The organism is Priestia sp. FSL W8-0524 (assembly GCF_038005965.1).
GTDB lineage: Bacteria > Bacillota > Bacilli > Bacillales > Bacillaceae_H > Priestia > Priestia zanthoxyli.
This window is the reverse complement of record NZ_JBBOUG010000003.1, coordinates 49,577-75,645: the sequence shown is the minus strand read 5'-3', so window position 1 is coordinate 75,645 and position 26,069 is coordinate 49,577. Positions and strand designations below refer to the sequence as shown.

24 protein-coding genes, 1 pseudogene and 1 riboswitch are annotated in these 26,069 nt (G+C 35.5%); of the genes and pseudogenes, 8 read left to right on the top strand and 17 right to left on the bottom strand.

Annotated elements, in window-relative coordinates:
* Nucleotides 1-339 precede the first annotated feature (339 nt).
* The 3 genes from NST66_RS28145 (at nt 340) to NST66_RS28135 (ending at nt 3,029) form a co-directional block, all read left to right on the top strand.
* Nucleotides 340-1,524, top strand: coding sequence for an Alp7A family actin-like protein (locus tag NST66_RS28145; RefSeq protein ID WP_340843851.1), 1,185 nt, complete (start codon nt 340-342; stop codon nt 1,522-1,524).
* 17 nt (nt 1,525-1,541) lie between these two features.
* Entirely contained in the window at nt 1,542-1,919 is a 378-nt protein-coding gene (locus tag NST66_RS28140; protein ID WP_275037664.1) for a hypothetical protein, read from the top strand.
* 231 nt (nt 1,920-2,150) lie between these two features.
* Nucleotides 2,151-3,029, top strand: coding sequence for an Rpn family recombination-promoting nuclease/putative transposase (locus NST66_RS28135; RefSeq protein ID WP_047933778.1), 879 nt, complete (start codon nt 2,151-2,153; stop codon nt 3,027-3,029).
* Nucleotides 3,030-3,541: 512 nt separating this feature from the next.
* On the opposite strand, the gene NST66_RS28125 is transcribed toward NST66_RS28135, so the two are convergent.
* The 3 genes and pseudogenes from NST66_RS28125 to NST66_RS28115 all read right to left on the bottom strand — a co-directional run.
* A complete protein-coding gene (locus tag NST66_RS28125; protein ID WP_275037661.1) occupies nt 3,542-4,645 on the bottom strand; it encodes a GerAB/ArcD/ProY family transporter in 1,104 nt (367 codons plus the stop codon).
* A gap of 1,111 nt (nt 4,646-5,756) precedes the next feature.
* Nucleotides 5,757-6,110 carry a hypothetical protein gene (locus NST66_RS28120; protein WP_275037660.1) on the bottom strand — a complete coding sequence of 118 codons (354 nt, stop codon included), beginning with the start codon at nt 6,108-6,110 and terminating at the stop codon, nt 5,757-5,759.
* Nucleotides 6,111-6,402: 292 nt separating this feature from the next.
* Nucleotides 6,403-6,504: pseudogene (locus NST66_RS28115) on the bottom strand (stress protein); the annotation flags it as partial.
* Nucleotides 6,505-6,560: 56 nt separating this feature from the next.
* Here NST66_RS28115 and istB point away from each other — a divergent pair.
* Nucleotides 6,561-7,346, top strand: a complete 786-nt coding sequence (gene istB, locus NST66_RS28110) for an IS21-like element helper ATPase IstB (protein WP_063247936.1) — start codon at nt 6,561-6,563, stop codon at nt 7,344-7,346.
* 171 nt (nt 7,347-7,517) lie between these two features.
* Here istB and NST66_RS28105 read toward each other — a convergent pair whose 3' ends face one another.
* From NST66_RS28105 to NST66_RS28080, 6 genes are all read right to left on the bottom strand, one after another.
* Nucleotides 7,518-7,850, bottom strand: coding sequence for a hypothetical protein (locus NST66_RS28105; protein WP_340843864.1), 333 nt, complete (start codon nt 7,848-7,850; stop codon nt 7,518-7,520).
* Between the two features lie 131 nt (nt 7,851-7,981).
* Entirely contained in the window at nt 7,982-9,094 is a 1,113-nt protein-coding gene (locus NST66_RS28100; protein ID WP_340843850.1) for a GerAB/ArcD/ProY family transporter, read from the bottom strand.
* A 364-nt stretch (nt 9,095-9,458) separates the two neighbouring features.
* Nucleotides 9,459-10,559: a GerAB/ArcD/ProY family transporter gene (locus NST66_RS28095; protein WP_340843849.1), complete on the bottom strand. Its 1,101-nt coding sequence runs from the start codon at nt 10,557-10,559 to the stop codon at nt 9,459-9,461.
* 214 nt (nt 10,560-10,773) lie between these two features.
* Nucleotides 10,774-11,883 (bottom strand): GerAB/ArcD/ProY family transporter, encoded by a 1,110-nt coding sequence (locus NST66_RS28090; protein ID WP_340843848.1) that lies wholly within the window; start codon nt 11,881-11,883, stop codon nt 10,774-10,776.
* A 21-nt stretch (nt 11,884-11,904) separates the two neighbouring features.
* A complete protein-coding gene (locus NST66_RS28085; protein WP_340843847.1) occupies nt 11,905-13,134 on the bottom strand; it encodes a Ger(x)C family spore germination protein in 1,230 nt (409 codons plus the stop codon).
* The gene (locus NST66_RS28080; RefSeq protein ID WP_340843846.1) at nt 13,124-14,746 is read right to left on the bottom strand and encodes a spore germination protein; all 1,623 of its coding nucleotides are present in this window, start codon (nt 14,744-14,746) and stop codon (nt 13,124-13,126) included. Before NST66_RS28080 ends, NST66_RS28085 begins: the two co-directional genes overlap by 11 nt.
* A gap of 132 nt (nt 14,747-14,878) precedes the next feature.
* Here NST66_RS28080 and NST66_RS28075 point away from each other — a divergent pair, with 132 nt between their 5' ends.
* Nucleotides 14,879-15,103, top strand: coding sequence for a hypothetical protein (locus NST66_RS28075; protein WP_209151861.1), 225 nt, complete (start codon nt 14,879-14,881; stop codon nt 15,101-15,103).
* An 89-nt stretch (nt 15,104-15,192) separates the two neighbouring features.
* Here NST66_RS28075 and NST66_RS28070 read toward each other — a convergent pair whose 3' ends face one another.
* Both NST66_RS28070 and NST66_RS28065 read right to left on the bottom strand, forming a co-directional pair.
* Nucleotides 15,193-15,969 carry a hypothetical protein gene (locus tag NST66_RS28070; RefSeq protein ID WP_340843844.1) on the bottom strand — a complete coding sequence of 259 codons (777 nt, stop codon included), beginning with the start codon at nt 15,967-15,969 and terminating at the stop codon, nt 15,193-15,195.
* Nucleotides 15,970-16,171: 202 nt separating this feature from the next.
* Nucleotides 16,172-17,320: a tyrosine-type recombinase/integrase gene (locus tag NST66_RS28065; protein ID WP_340843843.1), complete on the bottom strand. Its 1,149-nt coding sequence runs from the start codon at nt 17,318-17,320 to the stop codon at nt 16,172-16,174.
* A gap of 479 nt (nt 17,321-17,799) precedes the next feature.
* Here NST66_RS28065 and NST66_RS28060 point away from each other — a divergent pair, with 479 nt between their 5' ends.
* Nucleotides 17,800-18,771: a helix-turn-helix domain-containing protein gene (locus NST66_RS28060; protein WP_340843842.1), complete on the top strand. Its 972-nt coding sequence runs from the start codon at nt 17,800-17,802 to the stop codon at nt 18,769-18,771.
* Nucleotides 18,772-19,025: 254 nt separating this feature from the next.
* Here the strand turns inward: NST66_RS28060 and NST66_RS28055 are convergent, their stop codons facing one another.
* Nucleotides 19,026-19,217 carry a hypothetical protein gene (locus tag NST66_RS28055; RefSeq protein ID WP_182031663.1) on the bottom strand — a complete coding sequence of 64 codons (192 nt, stop codon included), beginning with the start codon at nt 19,215-19,217 and terminating at the stop codon, nt 19,026-19,028.
* A 293-nt stretch (nt 19,218-19,510) separates the two neighbouring features.
* Between NST66_RS28055 and NST66_RS28050 the strand changes: the two genes are divergently transcribed.
* Nucleotides 19,511-20,029, top strand: coding sequence for a helix-turn-helix domain-containing protein (locus NST66_RS28050; protein ID WP_182031665.1), 519 nt, complete (start codon nt 19,511-19,513; stop codon nt 20,027-20,029).
* A 351-nt stretch (nt 20,030-20,380) separates the two neighbouring features.
* Here NST66_RS28050 and NST66_RS28045 read toward each other — a convergent pair whose 3' ends face one another.
* The 4 genes from NST66_RS28045 to NST66_RS28030 are packed head-to-tail and all read right to left on the bottom strand — an operon-like array spanning nt 20,381 to nt 22,521.
* Nucleotides 20,381-21,079 carry a hypothetical protein gene (locus NST66_RS28045; RefSeq protein ID WP_340843841.1) on the bottom strand — a complete coding sequence of 233 codons (699 nt, stop codon included), beginning with the start codon at nt 21,077-21,079 and terminating at the stop codon, nt 20,381-20,383.
* Entirely contained in the window at nt 21,076-21,975 is a 900-nt protein-coding gene (locus NST66_RS28040) for an FtsK/SpoIIIE domain-containing protein (protein ID WP_340843840.1), read from the bottom strand. The genes NST66_RS28045 and NST66_RS28040 overlap by 4 nt, the downstream gene beginning before the upstream one ends.
* A gap of 24 nt (nt 21,976-21,999) precedes the next feature.
* Entirely contained in the window at nt 22,000-22,209 is a 210-nt protein-coding gene (locus tag NST66_RS28035) for a hypothetical protein (protein ID WP_275037724.1), read from the bottom strand.
* Nucleotides 22,210-22,221: 12 nt separating this feature from the next.
* Entirely contained in the window at nt 22,222-22,521 is a 300-nt protein-coding gene (locus NST66_RS28030) for a hypothetical protein (protein ID WP_340843839.1), read from the bottom strand.
* A 386-nt stretch (nt 22,522-22,907) separates the two neighbouring features.
* Nucleotides 22,908-23,008: riboswitch (SAM riboswitch) on the top strand.
* An 81-nt stretch (nt 23,009-23,089) separates the two neighbouring features.
* On the opposite strand from NST66_RS28030, the gene NST66_RS28025 reads away from it, so the two are divergent.
* The gene (locus NST66_RS28025; RefSeq protein ID WP_060746202.1) at nt 23,090-24,217 is read left to right on the top strand and encodes a 5-methyltetrahydropteroyltriglutamate--homocysteine S-methyltransferase; all 1,128 of its coding nucleotides are present in this window, start codon (nt 23,090-23,092) and stop codon (nt 24,215-24,217) included.
* A 136-nt stretch (nt 24,218-24,353) separates the two neighbouring features.
* Here the strand turns inward: NST66_RS28025 and NST66_RS28020 are convergent, their stop codons facing one another.
* Nucleotides 24,354-26,003 carry a catalase gene (locus NST66_RS28020; protein ID WP_034655801.1) on the bottom strand — a complete coding sequence of 550 codons (1,650 nt, stop codon included), beginning with the start codon at nt 26,001-26,003 and terminating at the stop codon, nt 24,354-24,356.
* Nucleotides 26,004-26,069: the final 66 nt, after the last annotated feature.

The window sequence follows — 26,069 nt, the reverse complement described above, 5'->3', positions numbered from 1 at the left end:
CTTAGCTTAATGAAGGGACTGGTTCGGTTTTGAAAGACGTAACAGCGACTTCAGCAAATGTATTACCCCAATTGACAAGTAGGTATTGTAATTTAACGAATGGTACTCTCGTTATGAACCGATATACGTAACGAAAGGGCCTCACAAGGGCAAATGAACATGAGAATTATTTTATTGTAAGAGAGGGGAGCCTGCATCATTTTTGATGCAGGCTCTTATTATGTTGATATATGTAAGGTTTTGTAGACAACTTAGTTGCTTTCCCATATTGAATATTTATCCTATATCAAGTACAATAAGTTGAATATAAGTTCAACTTAAAAGATGAGGTGTTTAGAAATGAAAATTTCACGTTTTAATAAAGATTGCGGGAATTCTGTTGATATGAACATTATGGATGGATACCTATTTGATTTTCCAACGAATGTAGTTGAACTTCAAAAAGAAGCTGCAGATTCTTTTTTTACAGATGCTGTTACAGCTCCAGAAGAATTTAAGAAGCGTATTTTACTTTCCACAACGATTCAGGGAGAAGAGAAAGAGCGCTATTTCCTAGTCGGTGACATTGCCGCAAGTCAATTACTTGCCAACAATCACATTAATAAATTACATAATAAAATTACAAGTCATATTCCATACATCACCTTTTTAGCTGCCATTGCGTATTACCATGCGTTACATGCGAAAAATAAAAAAGACAATACTATCGAAATTGACTATTTTTCTACCATGTTACCAATCTGGCTCCTTAAGAAAGAGAGCACATTTGGGGCGGCTCAAAAAGCGATGGCTAATCGCTTCTTAGGCGACCATTCGTTTACGGTGCATACGCCTGGCTTTGAAAATACGTTAAAAGTAGTGGTAGAAGAAAGTGCATGCTTAAAAGAGGGAGAAAGTGCACGTTTTGCATTAAAAAAAGACTTAACGCTTCAAGATCGTGAAGATGCAAATGAGTATGTAGAATGTGAAACGGTCATGGTGGACATTGGTGGAGGTTCCATTGATGTCGTTATTCTACCGGAAGGGTTGAAGGCTGCCAATAGCCGTGAATCATTTCAAAGCATTGAAGGCATTCCGTATTTAGCCCATATTGATAAATTGCGTAAAGAGAAATTTCTAGAACTGTTTACAGATTTACGTGCCTTTGATCAATTTATCCTTGATAACTACAGCAAGCAAAAGTTTGTATTAAAAAACGAGAATACAGGTGAATCTATTGATTTAACAAGTACAATCAAGTCTTCTCTTCGAGAATATGTGGAGATCTTATTGGCTAAATTAAATGATGTCGCACCACCACCAGCAAATAAACTGCGTAAATATGTGTACTGCGGCGGGGTAGCTCCTACTTTAGAAGTCGCTATCATGAATAGTATGCGTGAAAAAATTGGAGAAGAACGTACAGAAAAGTATCATAAGGTTCCTCAAGATAGCCGTCACTTAAATTTATTTGGCTTAGAAATTCGTAGTATTGGTTACGTTCAGAAGAAGCAAGCAGCAGAGAAAAAAGCCGTTAAATCCTAACAACGTAGGTGATAGGGATGTCAGAGCGTCAAAATGCGTTTACGATTAAGACAAATCGATTAAGTGATGAAGTGTATAATCAACTAGCTACATATGCTAAATCCCGTAAGTTAGGAGATTATATTTCATCTTTAATTCTACGTGATCTAGATGATGCATCTACTGGAAGAAAAGCAACTGAAGACAAAAAAAACTACGAGATGTTTGAACATATCAAGAATGAACTAGCTGATTTAAAGGCATTAGCCCAAACAACAGGTTTTTTAGGCAATGATTCCTTCAAAGAAGAAGAGCCTTCAAAGGTTCTTCAACTGAAAGAAGGAAAAGTCGCAGATCTAGAGAATATATCTGGTTCATTAGACGATGACGACTTAGAAGAATATAACGATTTTTAAATAAAAAGGCCACTAGAATTGAACTGTATCTCAATTTTAGTGGCTTTTCTATTTGAGTTACCACAGTTAGTAATTCAAACGGTTTAAGGAATGGAAACCGTAGTCATTTAATTGAGATTTTGGTCAGGTATAATCATAACCACTGGTTGGTTTTCGTTTCTACATTTGCAAACATATCCTGCTATCTTATAAAATAGGGGTAAGAAATAAGAAAGATAGGAAGAGGAATTCATGTCCACAAAATTAGTAAATTTACGAATTGATTTCGCTTTTAAACAATTATTTGGTACCAAAGGCAGCGAGGACATCTTAACAGGTTTTTTAAACGCTGTTTTAGAAAAGTCTCTAGAAGCACCCATTATGTCTCTTCAATTGGAAGACCCACACCTTCACAAGGCTTACGAAGATGACAAGTTATCTATCTTAGATTTACTAGCTACATTGAATAACGGAACACAAGTGAATATCGAAATTCAACTTCGTAATACGCATGATATGGTCAAGCGTTCTTTGTATTATTGGAGTAAATTATATACGTCACAAATGCAAGAGGGGATGCCTTATCGTGCTTTACGAAAAACCATCACCATTAATTTATTGGATTTCATTTTATTCTCTTCAGATGAAGAATTTCAGACGACAGGTCAGTTGTGGGACACAACAAAGCAACGTGTTTTAAGCGATGATATTGAAATTCATTTTGTGGAAATTCCAAAGCTTGTGAAACAGTGGCGGGAAGAAAAAGTCAACCCATGGGAAAATGCATTCGTTCGTTGGATATTATTATTACCAGCTCATGAAGATGAACATTTAACTCAAACATTGGAGGAGATTGCGATGAATCAAGATCCAATTCTACAAAAAGCGATGGATAAATGGGAAAATATGAGTCATGATTCTTCATTCAGAAGCGCATATGAAGCGCGTGAGAAATTGCTACTTGATGAACAAGCTAAACTAGCCCATGCTCGTGAGGAAGGACTAGAAGAAGGGGTAGAAAAAGGGAAACTTCAATTGATTCGTAGCATGTATGAGAATGGCATGACTTTGGATGATATTGCAAAGTTTACCGGTTTAAGTATAAAAGAAGTAGGAAGAGTAATACGATAATATAGAGGGTGACAAAAGCTTTGCGAAAGGTTTCGTAAAGCTTTTTTATTTTATAATCGGTTCTCAACAACATAGTCTAAAAAGGTACACCTTTTTAGACTATGTAAAATCAAATGACAGAACGTCTATTTAGTTACCAAAATAAACCTTTATGTACGTATAAAAAGTATTATAACTTTATAGACGGTATGTCATTGTCCATGAATTGTGTTATAGAATCCGCAAGCCACCCTAAAATTCGGCTTCAAAATATATAAAAGATGACATGGAGAATACGGGTGCAGCTTGGCTAGATGAGCCAGTTGTTGCAGATGGACACCTCGTCTTCAACAGGCGGACACCGGATTCACATAATATTTAAGAGGGTTTATTTGTTTATTGGAGCAAAAGTAGATATATTTAGCATTCCTATTTTGCAACGAACTACTTTTTACTTGAAAATAACAACTCTTCTATCTTCACATTAAAATGAGTCATAAAACTCTCCCTCAAGTATAGCTTTCATTTTCTTCTCAGCGTCCATTCACACGATGTGATTTACGGCTTTTTCTTATTAGTTCCACTGCTAAAAGAAAAAGTGGAAAGAACAATCCATATGTGACGGAATAGGAAAGCCATGTAGAGTTTATAAAGTGAATTAAATACATACTACTGGGGATGCAAATAAAAGATAAAACAAATAAAAAAATACCTATGGGGAATGTAACTATTCGATAATCTTGTACCTTTATAAGTTGAGAAATACCTTGAGCAGATACAAAGAAACAAATTGCTACTTTAAAAAATAAACTAATGAACCAAATAACAGCCATTATCACTTCAACATGTGAAAAAAAGTTGAATTCTAAAGTTTGACCTAACAGGTAGCTTGGATAAAATTCCATTTTAAGAGTACTTAATCCAAACACTAATAACGATAATAAAGAAATAATGACTAATAATGTGACTCCTATAGTGATACCTTTTATATAAGCTTTAGTTGCTTGATCTTTCTCTCTAATATGAGGGAAAATGATAATTAGGATAACACTTTCAAATATATAAGATGCTAAAGAAACATTTCCTTTAAATATCGTGTGTAGGCCCCCCTCAAAAAACGGCTGCATATTTTCGAATTTAGCATTGGGTAAATTGAGACATACCAGTAGAAAGAAAAAAACACAAAACCAAGGAAAGAGTACTTCCGCAGCACGTGACAATGTCTCAAGTCCAAGACGAGCCCCAATAATAACTACAAGTAAAAATACCATAATAATAGCTTCTAGGGGTGTCTCAGGCATAATGACCGTGACCATAAAGGAACCCATTTCAAAAATCATTAAAATAACATCAACCATTACATACAAAAGAAATAAAAGGAAAAGAACTCTCCCTAGCCATCTTCCATATGTTAGTTCTAGATAAGGAAAAAAACCTTTATTAGCGAACTGTTGACTGACAAGGGCATATAAAAGAGATAAAAGAACTGCTTCCGCAATTCCAATTAGTCCTGCAATCCAAATAGTATGTGAAGCTCCTTGAACAATTAGAGAAGGAACATATAAAATGGCATCTCCTACTACAAAGAGGATAGAAATAATTAAGAATTGCAGGGCGCTAATTTGGACATTAGTCACCTTATATGAGCTATTAATCAGTATGATCACCACTTTTCTTTGGGCGTTCTTATGGTAAAAGAGTGTTTGGATAGTTAAAAATTGCTGTTAGTTTATCTAAAAGGTTAGGCATAGGAACCTGTAACGTGTATAAAATAGTTAATCCCATACCAAAAAACATAAAAATTAGAAAGATCCATCGTTCTTTTTTAGTGTTATTTTTTCGTACATTAGGTAATTCTGTAACTAAGGCTACGATAGTAAATAGTAAAAGTGAAAAAATCATTTTTGGTTGCTCACAAGTTTCCTTTCCCTTCTATAGTTGTTTGACGTTTATGTACCAGCTTTTTCTGATTAGTATCTTCTACACTGTAGTATTTATGTACCATCCAATAATATAATCGAAAAATATGTAGCTCAAATTTTTGAGAAAAGAGATTCTCAAGGGGAAAAACCTATTGAATTTTATTTTATAAATTATTAGGCATTCCTTGAAAACTATTCAACATACTGAGAAGCATTTCCAATCTAGAATTTCCTTAACCTATAGAAGAACTCCCTAAGGAAATAGGGGGTTCTTCTAATTTTATACTTTATATGACATACACTCATAGTTAACATGATTCATGTTTAAGGAACCAAAAAGCATCTAAAAAGAATTGTGTAGATGCTTTTTGGTTCCGTGAATTTTGATTATGGTAACTAAGGTTGTATATCCTATACAGCTTAAAAACAGAAAAAGCCACTGGACCTATTCAGTAGTTTTTCTATCCTCGTAAGGAATGGAGAGCTATTTTATGATGCCTCAAGGCGTCTTGGGTAGTTTGCTCAAAATGTTATTAATTATCCGTTATGTCATTAAAAAGAGAAAAAGCTACTGGCGTTGAACTGTATACCAGTAGCTTTTTTATGTTCCGTTCTTATAAAGAACAGATCACGTTGACTTGAGTAGTTTACTCTGATTGAGATATTTTCATTCATATAAAAAGCAAATACCCCTTGAATAGAGGTATTCAAGGGGTATTTGCTAGTTCAATTCATAAAAGGTAGTATGTTACTCTTTACTAGTTTAGTTTAAAAGACCCTCTAGTGAAGTAGAGGGTCTTTTGAATAATTGTATCCATAAAATAAATTACTGTTCTTTAAGCTGAATAAAATAATCTTCTAAAGCTTGCAATGAAGGAGATTCTTTGTAAGTAAATTTGTTATCTCCATCTGCTATTTTATAAGTAGGCCAAGGAATGGAGTGATAAACTTCATTTATTAAAACTTTAGATCCTGCTAATACAATCTTAGCTGTACGAGGTTGGGTAACAACGAGATAAGAGAGTCCACTTTTTTGACTCAGAGTTTGAAAAACTGTGTAGGTCTCTTCAATTGCTAAGTCAGCCAACTTAGCAGGATAGTAGACAACGTCATTACAAGACGTAGGTAAAGCAACTAATTTCTTTGGGAAAGTAGATTGAGTTATATCTTTTGTTATCATTTTCATCACCTCTTCTATATTAGATTTAGCTTATGGTTCTTTATACTATCATCTTTTTAGTACTCGTAAAAATAATATAGGTACCACCTATGTAATTTCCTATTTTTTAATTACTCTTGTAATTGTAATGATGATTTCTACAGATCGAGGCACCCGTCCCAAAAACCATCATGTTTGCGATATTACGTGGTAAAAACTTATATAACGAGAAGAGCCTTTACCATCAAGGTCAAGGCTCTTCTTATTATTTTCTCTTATAGGGTCTATTTTCTATCTTCATCTTTATTTTAGATTAAGGTCTATGAAAATTGACCGTTTTCTCGTCATCCCCTGTACGTTCAAACCATCCTCTGAAGGCCCAATTATCATAACCTCCATCGCCTTCATTAACAAATCAGACCTATGATCAACTGTTCCAAACGAAATTTATTCAATAAGGGGTGCAGGTAAATGGAACTTTCGAAGCAAGCATTGGTAGAGGAAATTAATACATTAAGCAAAGAGCTCAAATTACCTAAAATCCGTCAGGATTTTGAAGAAGTGATTAAAGAATCAGTTGAAACAGATGCCAGTTATGAAGAATTCTTACGACAGTTACTTCAAAAAGAACTGGATTCTAGACAGGAATCTGCCAAATATAATCGAATCCGTCGTGCAGACTTTCCCTATAAGAAATATCTAGAAGATCTATCAACTGAGGATTTATCAAAAGATGCCCAGCAAAAATTTAAGCTTTTAAAGAGCTTAGATTTTATCAGAGAAGGCCGAAATGTCATTTTAGCTGGCAATGCGGGTACAGGAAAGACTCACATGGCAATTGGCTTAGGGATAAAAGCTTGTATGGAAGGTTATAAGGTATGGTTTACAACGGTTCCTTTATTAGTCAACCAAATAAAGGAATGCAGGTCAGAGAGAACTCTACGAGTTTTTCAGAATCGATTTGAAAAATATGATTTAGTCATCGCAGATGAAATGGGCTATATTTCATTTGATAAAGAAGGTGCAGAGTTATTGTTTACTCATTTATCATTACGAGCGAATCAGAAATCAACCATTATTACAACGAACTTATCCTTTGAAAGATGGGGAGAAATCTTTCAAGACCCTGTCATGACAGCAGCTATGATTGATCGTTTAACCCATCAAGCCTATATTGTGAATATGATTGGTGACTCCTACCGTATGAAAGAAACGGAGAAATGGTTGAAGAAACAAGAGTTAATCGAACAGAGCTAGAAGGAAAAGAAGAATAAAAAAAGCATTAAAAAACCGGCCAATTATATAAATGAAGTCAGAAAATTGGCTGGGTTTTCAATGACGAAATGGCTGGATTTTGAGTTGACAAATACAGACAACAGAGCAAGATACTTTTTTTAAACTTCAATCTGCTGCTTTAAATATCGATTTTCAGCTTGTAATGTTGATGGAGTATCTTGAAGAATGAGGCCCTTTTCGGTGGGTGTATCTTTGCCCAACGGGCTGTGTTAAGCGAAAGACTTCTCCATTTCTATACCATCTTATACATGTTTTAGGCTGTTTATGATTGCGAATCTGTAAAGCTTCCACCACTTTTTTCTTATTAGCCATAAGACTCATTACACTTAAAAATAAATTGATAAAATTTGCTACAGGTAAAAATCTAAAAAATGATTTCTTTACTATTAAAGGAACAGTTAACCAAAGAATAGTGATCATTGCTAAAGAAAACGCCTTTTCTTGTTTACATTTATGCTTATACATAAGGTTCCTTTCTCTAACAGGGTTGATACATATATTATTACCTGTTTTTAAGTTGTATATGATATACAACTTAAAAGGATAATATTTAAGAATGTGTCTTGATTTAGGTTGATTAAGCTGAGACATTCCATTTATGTAGAATTGACACCAGATTGCTTAAGGGTGGCTCTATTTTTCAAGAAAGCTACCGTAAGAAGCAAAAGAGGAATTATGACTTGAAGTGGAATGTCTAGGTAAAAAGGTAATGCTTTAATCCCTTCTTGTATAAGTTCTTCATAGTTATTGGCTAGTGACAGAGAGTAAAATAAAATAGCAAGCCCTAAAGGATAGCATAACTTGAATGGAGATTTAATTTTAAATAGATTTGCTGTCCCTATTACGACGGCGTAGAAAAATACACTTGTCCTAATAAATCCCCCAATAACTGCTGTAAGCATGAAAAATACGTCAAGACGCTCTAAAAAATCAGCCACCTGAATACTTTCTACTGTACTTAGAAGAGGAAACTGTGAACGTGCAGTAAGACTTACTCCTAATACACTGACATTTATAATCATGGTAATCATTAAATTGATACCCGTTAATCCAATGGCGCATATTCCAATTCCTTTGCTCATATTTTTTACATACGGTAAAATCATCAAAAATACAATGGTTTCGCCAAATGGAAAATATACATTTTGAGTTAGGGAAACTTTCAGAGGCAGCCCAATCCCGTTTTCTAATACAGGTTGTAAATTTTTAAAGTCAAGTAAACCAGAACATACAACAAGCAGAAATCCAGAAATGGTAAACAGGTAGAGCAAAATAAACAGAAGTTGACTGGATCTTGCCAATACCTCGATTCCTTTGCCCACCGTATAGATAACAACAAACATCAGTAAGGCATTTACAATAAATAAAGGAGTGTCTGGATAAGCAAATGTCAATAACATGTCTCCAAAATCTCGAATGACTCTGGAAGCAAGATTCGCAAAATAGAAAATGTAAAGAAACGACAAGAGACTACCAATCCATTTCCCCATAATTTTTTGTGTGAGTTCTACAAGTAATAAATCAGGGTAGTAACGATGGAGTTGATAGTAGACTAAAAATAAAAGAAAACCACCTACCATGCCAAACATAATGGAAAGCCAAGCATCTTGCTTCGCTTCTATAGCAATAGGGAGGAGGAAAGCAGTTCCAAATTCAAACAGCATCATTAAGGTAAATATTTGACTGCCACTAATTTTTGCTTTTTCCACTAGATAATTACCTCCTGTTGATAACTACGAGATTTTTAAAAATCATTGATATAAGTGATGACTATATTTTGTATAAATAATCGAGTTTTAAAGGAGAAATATCCATATTTGAAATCATAATCTCTAAGAACTATTAATTATTTATTTTTTTATATTTAAAGTACGCATATGTGCTTAACATGATAGCTACCACAACTATACAAGTAAGAGGAAATAGAATTGTGTTGATAAAATGATCATAAAACCAAGTATACAGAAAAATCACCTCACATAATTTACATCCAATTTAATATGTACTAGTACTTTATAGCGATTCAAGGGGCTGGAAGATCTATATCATTCAAAGAATCAGCAAACAAATCTGTCATGCATTCTGCTTCTTTCTATTTTTCAAGAATGCAATAAGAAGAAGCAGAGGAGGAATAATCATAAGAAGAGGGATATGTAGAACCAGCATTGCCACCTTTAGTCCTTCATGATTATGCTCTTGAAGATTGCTTGCAATGGTAATAGACAAAAAGAGAATGATTAGCCCCAAAGGATATGATAACCGTGAAGGTGATTTAATCTTAAATAAACTAGCAGTTCCTACGACAGCTGCGTAGAATAATACACAGATTTTAAAGAAGATAGTGATGATTAAGGCAAGCATAAAAAATACATCAAGACGTTCTAAAAAATTAGCTACTTGGATGCTCTCAATTGTACTAAGAAGTGGGTATTGTGAACGTGCAGTTAAATCAACACCCAGTACACAGACATTAATAAGCATGGTAATAATTAAATTGATTCCACTTAATCCTGTTGCACATAGCATGGTCACTTTTGCCTTCTTAGGATTATTTAAATACGGCAAAATCATGGTAAATACAATCACTTCTGTAAATGGAAAATATAACGTTTGTGTAAATACCACTTTTAGGACAGGTAACAATCCATCTTCCAAAACAGGTTGTAAATTTTTAATCTGGATTAAACCAGAAGAAATAATTAAAATAAACCCAGCAATCGCAAGGACATACATAAAAATAAAAAGCAGTTCTCCGGATCGAGCTATGACCTCAATTCCTTTTCTAATGGTGTAAATAATGACAAGCATTAACAAGGCATTCGCGATGAATAAAGGTGTGTCAGCATAGGCAAAAGTTAACAACATTTCACCAAAATCGCGTAGAACTCTTGAGGCATCATACATAAAGTAAAGAATGTAAATAAAGGCTAGTACGGTTCCAAGTACTTTCCCTAGAATCCTTTGCATATATTCTGTAGGCAAGAGGTTGGGATAATAGGTATAAAGCTTATGATAGACTAATAATAGAATGAAACTACATACCATTCCAAGCAGAATCGCAAGCCAAGCGTCTTGCTTTGCATCAATCGCAAGGGGCACCAATAAAGCACTCCCCAGTTCAAACAGGACCATTAAGATAAAGAGCTGACTAGAACTAATTTTAGCTTTCTCCATGCAATTAGAACCTCCTTTTTGTTTTTATTTAAAGCAATCTTTTGTCTTGCTGAATCATTTTTTAACATTTTCAGCATTTGCAATTTTGAATAGTATGTAGTAAATAGTAAATTTGCTTTAAGGTTAACTCTAGACTAAAAAGTTTCTTTTTACTGTTAAGTACCTTTCTAAGGAATGTAACAATAACGACAATGTTCATATGAAGATTAGCTAGTCAAATGTGTTTCCTCCTATCCTTCTTCCTGTTTTTTATGAAAGCTACAAAAAGAAGGATAGGAGGAATTATGGTGAACAGAGGAATATGTAGAATAACTTTGGCTACATGTAACCCTTCATGAAGGTGTTCTTGGAAATTACTCGCGATTGTGATAGATAAAAATAGAATAACGATTCCTAAAGGATACGCTAACATTGAAGGTGCCTTAATCTTGAATAAGTTGGCTGTTCCTATAGTGGCTGCATAAAATAATATGGTAACCTTAAAAAAAATCCCAATCACCATAGCAAGCATAAAAAATACATCAAGACGTTCTAAAAAATCTGCTACTTGGATACTCGCGATCGTACTGAGAAGTGGAAATTGTGAACGCGTAGTTAGATTAACGCCAAGCACACTAACATTGATGAGCATCGTAATAACCAAATTGATTCCACTTAATCCCGTTGCACATAGCATGGTCACTTTTGCTTTCTTAGAATCATTTAAATAAGGCAAAACCATCGTAAATACAATAGCTTCAGTAAACGGAAAATATAGCGTTTCAGACAATGCAATTTTTAATGGATTTAGAAATCCTTCTTCCAAAATAGGTTGTAAATTTTTTATCTCGATTAATCCAGAAGATACAATTAAGATAAAACCAGCAACTGCAAGGACATACATAAAAATAAAAAGCAGTTCTCCTGATCGAGCTATGACTTCAATTCCTTTTCTGACTGTATAAACAATGACAAGCATTAATAATGCATTGGCGATGAATAAAGGCGTATCAGGATAGGCAAACGTTAACAGCATTTCACCAAAATCACGTAGAACTCTTGAGGCATCATACATAAAATAAAGGATGTAAACAAAAGCCAGTACGGTACCTAATACCTTACCTAAGATTTTTTGCATATATTCTGTGGGTAATAGGTTGGGGTAATAGGTATAAAGCTTATGGTAAACTAAAAATAAAACGAAACTGCCTAACATACCCAATAGAATCGCAAGCCATGCATCCTGTTTGGCTCTGATGGCAAGAGGTACCAGTAAAGCACTCCCCAGCTCAAACAGAACCATTAAAATAAAGAGCTGACTGGCACTAATTTTTGCTTTCTCCATTTAACTGGCACCTCCTTTTCCTTACTTTTGATTCTCTTTTATTCCTGAAAGAAATGACTTGTTTCGTAAGCCAGCGCGACGTACATAGGCTTCCACTGTAATATCTACATCTAACTTCGGAAAGTATACATCATTCCATTCCATTTTCATTTTCTTAAATTGATTTGGTCTAGTACGGTGAACCACTTCTCCAAATCCCAAAATATCCGTTTTGTTTTTTTGGGCACGTTCAATAGCTGTCTTTAGCTCTTTTTTAATTTCTTTCCTCACGGATTGTTCGATTTTTGTAATGACCTTGGGATTGGTAATATCAACAGGTACCTCCATGTCACCGATATCTCCTTCAACACGTGTATGAACGGAAATATGAGGTTTCCCATTCTTCACTTGGGCAGATACACTTGTTTTTTGTCGTACAGTTTGATAAGCAATAGCTTCTTTCTTTCCTGCCCAATCAATATTAATGTCCGTTCCTTGAATTTTATCGAGAATCCATACCGTTCCTCTTGCTGGTTTTCCATACAGCCAATCCACTAATTTTCCTTGTTTTAAAACGGCAATTCCGGAAGCGCGAAGCGTTGCTGCGGGTGCACTTTCCTGAAGGTTATCTAGTTTTTGTGCTTGCTGGGGATTCCCAACTAGACAAAATCCTGATACGACGGTTCCTCTCCCAGGAGATTCAAGGCTGCTCATCACCTCTTGGAGCGATGTTTTTACATTCTCTCCCCATTTTCTTTCCGTAAATTCTAAAGTTTTTAGCACCTTATTCGCTGGAATTTTATCAACCGGTGTTAACGTTTTCACAAGATCAGCTGCGGACGAATGATTGGCAATCACGAGGGTGGAAGTATTTCGAAATTCTGGATCTCGATCAAACGCATCTATTAATGTATTAATTCCTTCTTCTTTGGCCAATTTCTCTCCAACCACGACCAAGTTTGTATGAGCATAATACAATCGTCGAGAAATTCTGTTCGAAGCCCGTCTACTTGCTTCGACTATATTGTCTCCTGTAGCTGAATAGATGGTAATAGGAGGGCTCTGGGTACCTCCTCCTCCCCCTTGCATACCTCCTGCCACATTCCCTGGGTTTATAATTTGGAGTGTTATATGATACCTTCCATCTTCTGTTTTATCGACGCCAAGAGCTGCGACAATGGCAAGGTCCGTTAACTCTTTTTTACTCCAGCAACTTGTGAGCAAGAACGTCATTGTCATCATCAATAAAAGAAAAACTCCTCTACGCTTCATTGTTGTCACCTTCTTCCAAATCGAGATTCACCATACCACGAGATGCAGGAGGCTGTGGGCGTAGATTTTCCCCTTCTCGAACCGTATTAGCAGTAATTAATCTCGGTCTTTGCCTCAATGTCCACCATGGTAATCTTACAACGGTATCTCCATTGTTTACGGGGATAAAGGGAGCAAATGGAGTCATATAGGGTACCCCAAATGAACGTAAACTGCATAGATGAACGACCATCATTAAAAGGCACAGAATGATGCCGTAGAAACCAAATGTTGCTGCACCAATCATAAACAAAAAACGAATTAAGCGAGCTGAAATCGCCATATCAAAAGAAGGTGTGGCAAAACTTGCAATGGCTGTGATCGATACAATGATAACCATTGCTGGTGACACAATACTTGCTTGAACGGCTGCTTGACCAATTACCAGGGCCCCTACAATGGATACTGCTGAACCAATGGCTTTGGGTAAGCGTATCCCTGCTTCCCGTAAAATTTCAAAAGTTAATTCCATGAGTAGAGCTTCCACAAATGCTGGAAAGGGAACAGCTTCCCTTTGTGCCGCAATCGCTACAATGAGCGTCGTTGGAACCATTTCTTGGTGGAAGGTTGTAACGGCGACATAGGTAGCAGGCGCAATAAGCGAAATCATAAACATAAAAATACGTAAAAGACGAATCGAGGTTGCAATATCGAACCTGGCATAATAATCTTCAGCCGATTGGAAAAATTGCATAAAGACAGCAGGCGCAATAAGTACAAAAGGGGTTCCATCCACAAATATAGCAATCCGCCCCTCTAACAGGTTCCCTGCTACAACGTCAGGTCTTTCCGAGTTGTACATAGTTGGAAAAGGAGTCAATGTTTGATCCTCTATTAGTTGTTCAATATAACCTGATTCCAAAATACTATCGATATCAATTCGATGTAATCGTTGACGAATTTCTTTAACGACTTTATTATTGGCAATGCCATGTATGTACATAAGTGTCACGTCTGTCTTTGTTACACGTCCAACATTTAAAGACTCCATCCATAAATCGGGAGTCTTAATGATGCGGCGTATCATAGCTGTGTTGGTCCCAAGAGACTCGGTAAATGCCCCTTTTGGCCCTCGCACCACCATTTGGGTAGTAGATTCTGCAATGGAACGTTTTTCTCCACCTTTAGTGCTAGCACTCAGTACCTGGTCTACTCCATCCACTAGGATAAGAGTATCGCCTGCCATTAAAGAGGCAAATAGGTCGTCCAAGTTAGTGATGGAAGATATGTTTCCAATTGTCATTATATCTTTAGAAAGCAGCTCTATCGCATTGTGCTGATTTACTTCTTCTTTATGATTATCCTTCATTATAGATTGCAGTAAATACTCTTGAATCGTTTGATTGTCTACAATTCCTTCTACATAGACAATGGCTGTTTTAATGTCAGAATCCCCCCCCATTTTTATCTCGCGAATAACGATATCTGAACTATTTCCCGTTTTCTGTTTAATCTTATTAAGGTTACTTGATAATGAAACTTGTATTTGTTCTATTGGATAATCAGTAGTTTTATTTTCTTCATCCTGTTGTCGTTTCTTTTTTGGTTTTCGATCTTTAAAAAACGAAGGCATAGATTTAAGCACCCTTCTTTAAGTTTTTATTACTTTAACCATATAAGAGTTTTTTATGTAAAAATTAACAAAAAATATTTATGTATCATCTTAGAAAAAAGAGAAAAACCTATTACATGGAGCGTGATAGATATGAAAATCATAGGTATTAGTCTTTTAATGATGGGATGTTTAATGGGCTTTTCTTTAGGCATCGACATTTTTCAAGGATTTGATGTTTCTCAGGCATTGTACAACGCCGTGAGTCCTTTTCGGGTGATGGAGGTTGCCGAATTATTTGTACTCTTTTTTCTTCTTTTTCTTTTTTTTGCTGAATCTTTATATCTTTTTATAAAAAAGAAAAATCAAAGCAAGTAACCCTATACTCAACAATCATTATTTTTAAGAATAGGAAATGGACATAATGGTAATTTAGATCAGGTTATTCGTTTCAATCGGTACTTTTATTAATCAAGTTCCACATAGTATAATTCATTGTCTATATTTATTAGTTGGTTTTTTATCCATTCCTTCACGTTGTTCATTCTGGAATCAAACGCCATTTGAAAGAGACCAGTTAACTGAAAATCGGTGAAATCACTTCCTTTTAATTTAAGAAAAGCCTCCTCATAAGAAGAGAAATGAAGCTGTTTGAATAAAAAATTGTTCATAGCCTCTCGAATATATTCTTCATTTTTCCAACAATTCATAGGAACATGAGCAAATTGCCAAGGCCTAAAGACACCAGGATAAATTGCTTCAACTATTTGAAAAGGAGAGTAGCCTAAAAGGGTAAAGGGTCCGCCTAGACCATGTTGTTTAAAAAAATGGAAATTAACCTTAAAAGGTATTTCTTCCATAGGGAGTTTCAATTTTTCCTCTATTACATACTTTACTGCTTCAATAGCTCGCCTTTTCCCTTCTTCTCCATTCCAATATTTATCAGGAGTTTGTTGGAATTGCCAAGGTTTAAATTTTCCTGGATAGGCATTATCAATGACTTCATAATAATTCCATCCATATAGCATAGCAGGGGGTCTGAGACGATGAGACCATAATGTATTGGCGCCTACTTGAAAAGGAATTTCATCGATGGTGATCGATAAGTGTTGCTCAAGTAAATAACATGTCATATAGCGCATATATATTTTTCCTTCCTTACCTACAAAGAAATAATTAGGAAATCGTTTTCGTCTCTTGTCTAGAACATCTTGATAAATTTTAATGACTTGTTCTCTATTCACTATTGAAAGCCCCTTTTAAGAAATTATATTTTTTATTATTATGTATAATAATGGAATTTATATACAAAAAGAGCTGAATCTCTATAAAATACATATTAAAAAGACAAGGAAAGCTACTGATTCTTTATCAGTAGCTTTCCTTGATATATGTTGTCAACTCGCAATAAACAATGAATATTTCCAATTTAATGTGAAATAATAGTTAAAAATCTTGTTCCTTCCACATAAGCCCAATTTCTTGTTCTCGCTGCAACACCTTCTCCAAATAACGCTCGGTTGTTTTACGGTCACTGTGGCCAAGCTCTTTTTGAATTAAGAAAATATCGGCTCCCTGCTGCCTACTATAAATGGCATAAAAATGACGAAAATAATGAGGCGTAATCCTATCATTCCGTTCTTTTATAAAAGGTAATTCCGTTCGTTCAATGATCCGAACAATATAATTACTTAAGTTTTTATATTGATAATAGTCTCCATCTTTAGTTGGAAATAATGGACCTTGATCACTTGAATTCAACGCTATACTGACATGACGTCGTTCTCGAAAAGTAAGGATGCGTTCATATAGCGATGGATGAAGTAACTTATCAAATTTCTTTCCACCTTTCCCTACTCCTCTTAGTCGATAATGACCACTTAAACTGTCTAGATATACATCTCCCCACGAAGCTTTAGCTATTTCCTGTATACGCAATCCTGTCATCGCCAACATCGTTAACAATCCATGATTAATAGGATGGTCTTTGTAGTGGTCTAGAAGCTGTTTGACTTCATGGTAATACAAATCTCGATTAGGAATTTCTTGCTCAGATAGTGACGTGCTTAAGATTTCTTTGTGTAATGGATGCTGAATATACTTCGTTTCATGTAGCCATTTCATAAAACTTTTTAAAATTGTCATTTTGGCATCTAAAGTTGCGGGTGAATAAGGTTTCCCACCCTTACCCAATAATGCGGTACTTAAATAGGTCTGGTAGTTACGTATATGCCAAGGACGTAGGTTTTTAAAAACAGTTTCTTCTATATAATCGTCTACATCTTGGCGTAGGAATGGTTCACTTTCTACTGCATACTGATAAAACTGCAGCAGTATCCGTACGTATTCGGTTTTTGTATTTTCTTTTCGTTCTCTGTCTTTTCGAATATGCTTTCGTTGGTGGACATAGTAGTACATCATTTCTCCGTCTGTAAAATCACTGAACATCTCTTCGTTTTTTCGCTGGTGATGCTCATTTCTTTCTTCTAAGGCACTATAATACATATTATCCAGCATCAATGAAACGATTTTGTTGAAATCCTCTTTTCTTTCTGTTACTTCTCTTCCCATGTGTACTAATGAGAAATCTCGCATAAAACCTCTCCTTTTGAAAAATTTGTCTTCTTATTTATATTTCTTCCTTGTGTTAAAATATTTTCTTCACTATGTAAGGGTTAAGTTTATATTTATATGTATGTAGATGATAAAGAACCTTTTAAACGCAATGATATTTTTGATAACAAGAGTTAAATAACTAAGTATCTCAATTAAATATCTTATATTTTTATAATCAAATATATATTTAAAGTTATTTATTATATTTGTTACTTGTTAATTGTAACTTAATTAAAAGTAAAAGTATAAAATTACTTTTTACAAATATATTTTAACATTTATATTATTTGTAGAAAAATCTCCTATTTGTCATCACTTAGAGTAAATGATAAAACATTATTTTTTATAAGTTAGTTATAATAATTACATATCAATTATAAAAACTTTTAAATTCTAACTATATGTATATATGATATAATTAATTATCAGATTAAGGAAAAAGAAAAGGAGTGTATGTTATGATTGATAATCCTATTAAAATTATTACTATTGAAGACGTGATGGAGATGTTATCTATTTCATCAAAGAAAACGATTTATACATATATTCAACAAGAAAAATTAAATCCTATTAATAAAGATGACTGGCATATTGAAGGACGTTACGAATTTGATATTGAAGATGTTGTTCGCTTACAAGAAGAGCTAAAAAAGCCAGGACTTACGACAAAAGAAGTCGCGCAGCAACTTAATATCTCGGTTACAACGGTCAATAAGTATATTAAGCAAGAACTGTTACCGGCGTTCCAAGAAGAATACCGAGGAATCAATTGTTATTTTATCAATGAGGAAGATTTAGAAGAGTTTAAGCGCACACATGAAGTTGGGCGTAAACCGAGTAAGCGTCATTTCTATCATGCTGAACAAAATATTGCCCTATTTCAGCTTTTCGTGAAGAAAAGTGAAGAAAAAGAACAGTTTGCACGTATCATCTCGGTAGAAGATCCAATTATGGCTGTTACAGAGCAACATGAAGAGATAACAGTAGAAGAATTACTTGGTCGAGGCTATGAAACAGCCTATAAAATTGAATCAAAAAAACCGATTACGAAAGAAGGCTATGCAACATTTGCTTTTAAGCAAACAGCTTATGCAAAATCACAACTTTATAAGCTTATGGATTTATTTTATCAGTACCTAAGTCCAACTAACATGAGAATTACGCCACAAGAAGAGAAAGAACAATTTATAGTTGAAATCAAACCTGTACTGTTCACAGAATCAGCTCAAGAAATCATTGAATTATTAGAGTCGGTTCTTGTCTCAGGAAAGATTAATAAACGTAGCCGTGGCATTTATATTGATAGCGATTTGGAAGTGGTACGTGTAAAGCTATCAAGCGATTTGAAAGAAGAATTGCAACAAAAAGCGAAAGAGCTAGGTAAAAGAAATATTGAAGAATTGTTATTATATGCAGTAGAAAAATTATAAAATGAACTATGAGTAGCACAAAATAAGGCAAGCCAGCAAGAATGGCTTGCCTTTACAAATGAAGAAGATGTCTAATTTAAATTTAATTTATGTCATATTCAGAGCCAGTTTACATATAACATATTACAGGAACCTATAAAATAAAAGAGAAGGACACATTCGTGATCTTCTCTTTTTCTATTTTAGATAAATTATTATGTAACATTTCAAATAACATCTATATCCTTTATGTTTTCAGGTGTTTTTTTAGTCTTTTAATACCTAAAATTCACTTCATTCATCAATCTATTTAAAGCGATTTTTAAAATTTCATATTCTGTATACTCTTGTTTAGAAGATAAGTATCTGTGACTTTTTTCCATCAACGACTTTCTAATCTGATTACACAAATCAATTTCAGCTTTCAAAAGTTTTATTTCTTTTCTGATTTCCATTTGTTGATGCACAAAAACAACTCCTTTTTCTTTTGAATGTATAAAAATATTCTATGCTGAAGATAAAGGTCCTTCATTTTTAAGTTTATTTTTTGTATAAAAGAATAAACTTCAGTAGCTTTTTCTATTTTTAATTTGTGTATCATATACATGTTTAGTTAACATAATCAGGATTCCAGGTACTCTTAGTAGCCTGAAAGTCTAACTCAACCACTGGTTTATATAGGAGTTTACTAAAAACAACTAATATTATGGTGATTGTCTTCCTAACTTCGTCTATATTGGGAATGAAGGAGGAGAGACAAATGAATTTAGGAGATAAATTAAAAGAACTTCGAAAAGAACATAATTACTCTCAACAACAATTAGCAGAAAAACTACATGTAACTGCACAAGCTATTTCAAAATGGGAAAACAATAAGTCAGTTCCAGATATAATCAACCTTGTCCAGTTGAGCGAAGCATACGGTATTAGCCTAGATTATCTAATAAAATCAGATAAACAGTTACAGAAGAAGCTATCTATCAACAATATTCGTTTAAAAGTTTTTAACTTTTTTGTAGCAGCTTTTATTTTAGTTATGATCTTAACCTTTAGTATCTTGATAAAAGCTCAGTTTTTTATGTCTAATCATAGCTTAGGTGGATGGCTATTTGTAAGTTTAGACTTTTTATTTATTATCTTTTCGTTTTTAAGCCTGTATTGCTACATAGTAAAGAAAAAGTATTTTATATTCCTTTGGAGTGCTTTTTTAACGTTAGGCTGCATTGTATTTGTAGGGCTATTTTATGACTATATTATGCAATTACTATTTCCCTTATAAAATGGTTGTAATTGATGCATACCATATACAAAACAAGTTAACATAATACCTCTTCAAGGAACCAAGAAAGCAAGAGAACCCTTACAGGAAAAGGGTTCTCTCGTGGGTGCCTTTAATCGGATATGCATCTCTTTATACAACCTTTATATAACGGTGATCTCTACAGGTGTGCGTAAAGGAAAGATGTATAAAAAGGCTAACTTTTATACATCTGACAGTTTACCTAGCAATTAGTCCTTATGGCAAAATGTGCTATTGTTTACTTGCGGTTATATTTTGGTACTTTATAATTAGCATTCCATATAAAAAGCTATCTGGCTTATTGAGGCGGCTTTTTTATGTTGACCGTCATTATGGGAGATTAATTTTAATCCCACCGGAAGAAGCTGAGGCCCGTGGCTTTCCATCTCTCTGTTGTTTACCCACACTCTTATATTTCTCCATCAATTCATGGATACTTGCTACTTGTATAATACGGATATGTTCAGAATTAATAGCATACCGAACAGGTGTAATTAAAATGACGGAAGGAAAGAGGGCTGGTCGATCTTCTGGCTGCCAATGCAAAGATCTCCACTCATCCGAAAAGAAAAACTCTTCATAGAGGTTAACCTTCGCTTGCATTTTCTGTTCGGAATACTGATTTCTCTGGATCTCAATCCAAAAGGGAGATCCTTTAAAAATGTAAAACAGATCCGGTTCAATGCTTCCTTTTCGTCCGGTAGGCTTATCTTCCACAATGATCTGTTTAGGTGTGCTATACGTGCACATTTGTTTATAGACATCCAAGATAGAAAGGAAGTGTAATATTTTTTGAGAGTTCTTTTTGATCTTGGCATCCACAGGTAAGTAGACAGTCGGAGAATACTGCTGTGTACGTTCAATTAGTTCTAATCGATATAAAAAACGTACCATCACACTATTGCATGCATTTATAGGCGATTTAAGCTGTTTAAAGAATAGGTCAACTAAAGAGTCTCGATCTACGGCTCTAAATTGATTAATAAACGCTATGATGTCTTTATCACGCTGAGATAACCGGAAACTCATCGTTGCTCCTCCTTCTCTAATAACCCGAAGATGGACTGTGATACCACTTCTAGTTCTGATTCAGGATCTTTCACGAGCGTTTTATAAGGTGAAAGTATTTCCTTACAAGCTCCTTCATCTAAGAAATAGGCTTGAAACTCTTTGACCTCATCAATTTTAATCTTCATACGCCCCCTGGCTGCGGCATCGATTTCTTCTGCCCCAAGTACACCTGCCACCTTTGCATTCGTGGCATCGGCTTGCCTTCCAGAGATCCGAACTCGTAAGTTTGCTTTTAGTGCTGAATTCAACAAATCGGCATCTGGACGCTGCATGGCAATAATCGTATGAACACCTAACGCACGACCTTGACTCGCAAACTGTTGAATCATCTCTACAAGCTCCGTTTCTCTCTTCACGATGGACATTTCATCAATTACCACAACGATACGAGGCAGCTTAAAAGGTAGCCTGCTTATATGTGTCACGCCATGCTCTAACAATAAATCGCCTCTTCGATACATTTCAGCTCGTAATAAAGCAAAAGGTTTTCTCATATCCTTTGCCTCAAAACAAAGCGCATCTATATGCTCAATCCCATGAAACAGCCCCAAATCGGCTCGTTTAAGATCCACCAACACTAAACGCAAGTCTTCAGAAGAGGCATATTTTATCCATGTTGTGAGGATCACACGCATGAGACTGCTTTTTCCGGCTCCAATTTCACCCGATATTAGCAAGGTTTCTAGATCCGCAAAGTCCCACGAAATGAAGTTTCCATAGATTTCTTTACCAATACAGACAGGCAGCTCCATCTTCTCAATGTGAGGATGGATTGTTTCATAATCATATTTAAGCATGGTAGGTAAGTCTTTGTGATGAACGGTAATACTAAAGTTTTTTAAGCTTCCATTCACTTCAATATTACTGCCTAATACTTGTCATAATGCCCATCTTTTTTTCGTTAAGAGTTCAGGATCAATGCCATTAAGTAAAGAAAAGGCATACCGAGTATAGTTATTATGGTGATCGATCTGATGAATTTTAGGAAATTGATAGGAGGTACGATCCCCATGCTTTATGACCCGATAAATTTCTGCTGTACGAAACGCTTTAATAAGCTTTCCACGCAATTTTAGTTTCTCAAACATCTAAACCCCTCCTCAAAACATAAATGTTGCAAAGAAGTAAAATAAGGCTCCATAAAAGGTGACAGGTAAGATAAACCGCATCACTTTCGCAAACTGGTCAGAGAGATCGATGACACCCCATCGTTCTAATATTCGTTCAATAATAGCAATTCCTAAGACAATGCCTCCTATGGTTAGAATAGTGGGGTCAAGCATGGCCAGTGGACTAAATGGGAAAAAGGAATATGCCTTGAATGGACGAGGCTTTGTGGAGGGCTTAAAGGATGGTTTATGGAGGAAGTTTCGAAAACCAATATCATGTGTTTTTCTCATGTTGGTACCTACTTTCATTCTTTTTATTTTTCCGCCTTTCATGTCTCAGTTATTTCAGCTCAACACATCCGGTCGCCCCCTTCGCCTCTTCGGTTCAGCTCCCTTACAGGTTCCACGAAGGGCTTCACTAGGCGTATAAAGCTTGTATTAACGCGGTAACGATACTGAACTAGCTACTGATTAGGTAACGCAGTAATAATTCTTTAGATACTATGTAGCTACTGCAGTAAGCTTGCCTGTCCACTCAAAAAATAAAAAAGAATCCTTACTACAGTAGGTAATGAGGAAGTAATGAGGTAAGAGGTGTATTATTTCTGATTTTTCGAATTTTTGTTGACAACCTAAGAAAACAAGTGTAACCTTTTTTTAGCTAAATAAATTGAATATTCTTATCTCGAGAGGTGGAGGGACTGGCCCTAGGAAGCCTCGGCAACAGACTGTTAAAGTACTGTGCCAATTCCAGTAGCAATTTGCTTGAAGATAAGAAGAGAATCCATAACGATTATTAACCTCTTCTTATTTGTAAGAAGAGGTTTTTTATTTTGAAAAGAAAGAAGGAAACAAAACCATGACTAAGACATTAGTGAAGGCTCCATTTAAAGCTGATCACGTAGGTAGTTTTTTACGACCAACTCCCCTCAAAGAAGCAAGAAAAGCGTATGCGAATGGTACAATTAATAAAGCTGATTTAAAATCTGTAGAGGACAAAGAAATTGAAAAGCTTGTTCAGAAGCAAATTGAATTGGGTCTTAAATCGATCACGGACGGTGAATTTAGACGTTCTTGGTGGCATTTGGACTTCTTATCAGGCTTAGAAGGTGTGGAGCAGTTTGAAACAGAATATATCAGCCAATTCAAAGGTGCAAAAACCAAAAATAACGCAATTAAGGTAGTAGGTAAAGTGGACTTCGATCATCATTATATGGTGGAACACTTCACGTTTTTAAAAGAAGCTGTTGAACGACATGGTGATGGAAGCCAAGTCGCTAAATTCTCAATTCCAAGCCCAAACATGTTATTTACTCGGATTCAAGAAGATACATATTATAAGGGAAACAGAGATCAATTTTATCATGATACTGTGGCTGCTTATCAAAAAGCTATTCAAGCCTTTTACGACGCAGGCTGCCGTTATCTACAACTAGATGATACGTCCTGGATTGATTTCGTTTCTGAAGAACGCATCAATGCGGTTGTTGAGAAGCTTGGTATGGATGTAAAAGACATTATCGATAATCGAGTAAGTTGCTTAAATGATGCTATTTCTAAAAAGCCTGAAGATATGCTCATTACGATGCATATTTGTCGTGGAAACTTTAGATCTACGTATATCACAAGTGGTGGCTACGATACTATATCTGATGCTATCTTTGCTAACTTACATGTAGATGGACTTTTCCTTGAATATGATGATAACCGTTCAGGAGATTTTGAACCATTAAAAAGTTTTACACGTAACAATCAAACCGTTGTATTAGGATTGGTAACATCTAAATTCCCTACATTAGAAGATGCTAAAGTCATTAAGCGAAGAATCCAAGAAGCAAGTGAATATATTCCTCTAGAAAACTTGTCATTGAGTCCTCAATGTGGCTTTGCGAGTACAGAAGAAGGAAACGAATTAACAGAAGAAGAGCAATGGAATAAAATTAATCACGTAATTCAAATTGCTCAAGATGTCTGGACAAATAACTAAAGAATGATTTAAAAGATACCTCTCCTGTCAATTAGGAGAGGTATCTTTTAAATCATGAGGTTTTAGGCAAGGTATTCCCTTAAGATTATACTATACCCATACGTCGGTTCCCTATTTTTAAAATGGAGCAATTCACTTAATAAGGATCGACTTCGTGACTTTTCTTTACAGCATCTTCTGTTGCTTCATTTGCAGCTAATGTACCTTGTCCATATTTTGATTTACCTGCTTTACGACCAGGTACCTCACTTGTATTTTTCATATCCTGCATTTCGTGTAGTTTCTTTTCAATACCTTCCTTCACACGTCGACCATATTCTTCATCAGCTTGTGTAAAATGAGAAATCATCGTTTCTTGGATTCGTTTATCACAAATAGCAAGTGCATCCGATAGATTTTTAATCAATTCATCGCGCTCCCAATCTTCAAAACTACGGTATGTGTGACCTGCCTGCCCATAATCGTTAGGACGGTCAATTGGTGCACTCATTGCGGCTGCATTATACGTTGGTTGATGTGGAACACGGTCTTTCTTATTTTCTTCCTGAAAGCCACCAAGCATTGAAGGCTCATAATTAATATGTGGATTATCCCCAGATTCCTTTGGGTCACGAATATCCATTTGACCGCGCTGCTGATTCGTATGAATAGGCACTTTCGGTGCATTCACAGGTAATTTTAGATAGTTGGCACCTACACGGTAGCGCTGTGTATCTGAATAAGAAAAGGTACGTCCTTGTAGCATTTTATCGTCTGAGAAGTCCATTCCATCCACAAGAACTCCTGTACCGAAGGCGGCTTGCTCGATTTCTGCATGGAAATCCTTTGGATTACGATCTAGAACCATACGGCCCACTGCCAACCATGGAAACTTATCTTCCGGCCAAAGTTTCGTATCATCTAAGGGATCAAAATCAAGCTCTGGATGATAACCATCCTCCATAATTTGTACGAAGAGCTCCCATTCTGGATAATCTCCACCCTCAATTGCTTCGTATAAATCCTGCGTTGCATGTCCCACGTTTTTGGCTTGTATCGTATTTGCCTCTTCTTGTGTTAAGTTCCGAATTCCCTGCTTAGGTTCCCAATGATACTTTACTAGTACAGCCTCTCCCTTATCATTCACCCATTTGTAGGTATTTACACCAGACCCCTGCATGTGACGATACGTCGCTGGAATCCCCCATGGAGAGAATAAAAATGTAATCATGTGGGTAGCCTCAGGTGTACGGGAAACAAAGTCAAACATTCTCTGAGGGTTTGGTACGTTCGAAGCTGGGTCTGCTTTAAACGCATGAATCATATCAGGAAACTTCATTGCATCACGGATAAAGAAAATCTTTAGGTTATTCCCAACTAAATCCCAATTCCCCTCTTCCGTGTACATTTTCACAGCAAATCCGCGTGGATCTCGAGCTGTTTCTGGAGAATCTTTTGCTCCGGCAACTGTGGAGAAACGAACCATCAATGGTGTTTTCTTGCCCGCACCTGAAAATACCTTTGCCCGAGTATATTTCTCTACTGGTTCGTCCCCCACTTTTCCATATGTTTCAAAGTAGCCAAAGGCTCCAGATCCTCGTGCGTGGACGACTCGTTCTGGAACTTCTTCGCGGTCAAAATGAGAAATCTTTTCGATAAAGTGATAATTTTCAAGTGTAGCTGGCCCACGATTACCAATTGTACGAATATTTTGGTTGTCTCTTACAGGATGTCCCTGACGTGTAGTCAGCGTTTCACGTTTTATATCATCCTCGTTTGAAGCATTAACGTCTTTATTTTCTGCCAAAATGAAAACCTCCTTTGAATGATCACTTTAATCTTTTTCCCTGTATTGGAAAATGTATTCAATAAT

Excerpts from the sequence above, each read along its gene's own strand:
- NST66_RS28145 (WP_340843851.1), top strand. The coding sequence starts at position 340 with ATGAAAATTTCACGTTTTAATAAAGATTGCGGGAATTCTGTTGATATG.
- NST66_RS28140 (WP_275037664.1), top strand. The coding sequence starts at position 1,542 with ATGTCAGAGCGTCAAAATGCGTTTACGATTAAGACAAATCGATTAAGT.
- NST66_RS28135 (WP_047933778.1), top strand. The coding sequence starts at position 2,151 with ATGTCCACAAAATTAGTAAATTTACGAATTGATTTCGCTTTTAAACAA.
- NST66_RS28120 (WP_275037660.1), bottom strand. The coding sequence starts at position 6,110 with ATGATAACAAAAGATATAACTCAATCTACTTTCCCAAAGAAATTAGTT.
- istB (WP_063247936.1), top strand. The coding sequence starts at position 6,561 with ATGGAACTTTCGAAGCAAGCATTGGTAGAGGAAATTAATACATTAAGC.
- NST66_RS28105 (WP_340843864.1), bottom strand. The coding sequence starts at position 7,850 with ATGTATAAGCATAAATGTAAACAAGAAAAGGCGTTTTCTTTAGCAATG.
- NST66_RS28095 (WP_340843849.1), bottom strand. The coding sequence starts at position 10,559 with ATGGAGAAAGCTAAAATTAGTTCTAGTCAGCTCTTTATCTTAATGGTC.
- NST66_RS28090 (WP_340843848.1), bottom strand. The coding sequence starts at position 11,883 with ATGGAGAAAGCAAAAATTAGTGCCAGTCAGCTCTTTATTTTAATGGTT.
- NST66_RS28085 (WP_340843847.1), bottom strand. The coding sequence starts at position 13,134 with ATGAAGCGTAGAGGAGTTTTTCTTTTATTGATGATGACAATGACGTTC.
- NST66_RS28080 (WP_340843846.1), bottom strand. The coding sequence starts at position 14,746 with ATGCCTTCGTTTTTTAAAGATCGAAAACCAAAAAAGAAACGACAACAG.
- NST66_RS28075 (WP_209151861.1), top strand. The coding sequence starts at position 14,879 with ATGAAAATCATAGGTATTAGTCTTTTAATGATGGGATGTTTAATGGGC.
- NST66_RS28065 (WP_340843843.1), bottom strand. The coding sequence starts at position 17,320 with ATGCGAGATTTCTCATTAGTACACATGGGAAGAGAAGTAACAGAAAGA.
- NST66_RS28060 (WP_340843842.1), top strand. The coding sequence starts at position 17,800 with ATGATTGATAATCCTATTAAAATTATTACTATTGAAGACGTGATGGAG.
- NST66_RS28050 (WP_182031665.1), top strand. The coding sequence starts at position 19,511 with ATGAATTTAGGAGATAAATTAAAAGAACTTCGAAAAGAACATAATTAC.
- NST66_RS28045 (WP_340843841.1), bottom strand. The coding sequence starts at position 21,079 with ATGAGTTTCCGGTTATCTCAGCGTGATAAAGACATCATAGCGTTTATT.
- NST66_RS28035 (WP_275037724.1), bottom strand. The coding sequence starts at position 22,209 with ATGTTTGAGAAACTAAAATTGCGTGGAAAGCTTATTAAAGCGTTTCGT.
- NST66_RS28030 (WP_340843839.1), bottom strand. The coding sequence starts at position 22,521 with ATGAGAAAAACACATGATATTGGTTTTCGAAACTTCCTCCATAAACCA.
- NST66_RS28025 (WP_060746202.1), top strand. The coding sequence starts at position 23,090 with ATGACTAAGACATTAGTGAAGGCTCCATTTAAAGCTGATCACGTAGGT.